Below are 1535 nucleotides of genomic sequence, written 5' to 3'. Positions count from 1 at the left end.
GCCGAGGGGCAAGCGGCAGTGCGCAGCTCTTGTGGGCTGAAAGTACTGGCCGACCTGCGCCTGGATGACCTGCCGGAGGCCGTCGACCTGCTGCTGGTGCCCGGTGGGCCGGGGGCCTATGACATAGCGCTGCCCGGGATCGAGCGCTGGCTACCGCAGGCCGTACGCAGTGCCAGGCGCTTTGGTGCGATCTGCACCGGCGTGTTCCTGCTGGGCCGTGCCGGGCTGCTCGACGGCTATCGCTGCACCACCCACTGGAACTATGTAGAGCGCCTGGCGCGGGCGTTTCCCCAAGCCCGGGTCGAGACCGAGCAAATCTACGTGATCGACCGCTGCCTGATCACCTCGGGCGGGATCACCGCAGGGATCGACCTGGCACTGGCGGTGGTGGCGGAGGACCACGGCAAGGCGCTGGCACTGGAAGTGGCCAAGGTGCTGCTGGTTGCGCGCCATCGTCAGGGTGGGCAGACGCCCTACGGGCCACTGCTGGCGGCGGTACCGCGCGACGATTCGCCGATCGCACGGGTGCAGGCGTTCATCGTCGATCACATCGAGCAGGTGTTCACCGTGCAGAAAATGGCCGACCTGGTGGCCATGAGCAGCCGCAACTTCGCCCGCACCTTTCAGCGCGAAGTGGGCATCACGCCTTTGCAGTACCTGCAGAATGCGCGCATCGACCGCGCGCGCAAGCTGCTGGAAGGCAGCGACCTGCCGCTGAAAGTGGTAGCGGCGCAGTGCGGGTTTGGCAGTGACCGGCATATGCGCAAGGTGTTCTGCGAGCGGATTGGCATGACGCCGGCGCAGTATCGGGCGCAGTTTGGTGAGGCCTGAGTCAGTGTTTTTCCTGTGCTGGCCTCTTCGCGGCTAAAGCCGCTCCCACAGGGATTGCACCTGCCTGGCAGGCTCCGCTGTACCTGGAGCGGGTTTACCCGCGAAGAGGCCAGCTCGGGTTGTCTCATTTTTCAGGACAATCTTTCTCCCCGACGGCAGATTGTCTTACTCCACCCCAGCCCCCAGAATTGTCCGCCAAACTGTTCAAACGCTGCCCCGGCAGCTCATGGAGTACGAGCCAATGCCACACGAAGGCAGCCTTCTGCAAACCGCGGTGATCTTTCTGCTCGCCGCCGTCGTCGCCGTCCCCCTGGCCAAGCGCCTGCAACTGGGTGCCGTGCTGGGTTACCTGCTGGCTGGCGTCGCCATCGGCCCGCAGGCACTGGGCCTGATCCGCGACACTGAAAGCGTGGCGCACATTTCCGAGCTGGGCGTGGTGTTGCTGCTGTTCATCATCGGCCTGGAACTGTCACCCAAGCGCCTGTGGTTGATGCGCAAGTCGGTGTTCGGCGTCGGCACTGCCCAGGTGCTGCTGACCGGCGCGATCATCGGCGCCATCGCCCTGTTCGGCTTCAGCCAGACCCTGCCTGCAGCCATCGTGCTGGGCCTGGGCCTGGCGCTTTCGTCCACCGCCCTTGGCTTGCAGAGCCTGGCCGAGAGCAAGCAGCTGAACGCCCCGCACGGCCGCCTGGCCTTCGCCATCC

2 protein-coding genes are annotated in these 1535 nt (G+C 65.7%); both read left to right on the top strand.

Annotated elements, in window-relative coordinates; translation table 11 throughout:
- Nucleotides 1-831, top strand: an 831-nt coding sequence (locus tag HP547_RS28700; RefSeq protein ID WP_172288877.1) for a GlxA family transcriptional regulator, incomplete at its 5' end; no start/stop codon positions are given.
- Between the two features lie 241 nt (nucleotides 832-1072).
- The coding region (locus HP547_RS28695) for a cation:proton antiporter (protein WP_172288875.1) at nucleotides 1073-1535 on the top strand (463 nt) is incomplete at its 3' end.

This window comes from Pseudomonas sp. CM27, from assembly GCF_013179515.1.
Taxonomy (GTDB): domain Bacteria; phylum Pseudomonadota; class Gammaproteobacteria; order Pseudomonadales; family Pseudomonadaceae; genus Aquipseudomonas.
The sequence above is the reverse complement of the archived record's forward strand: the minus strand, read 5'-3'. Positions and strand labels throughout refer to the sequence as shown.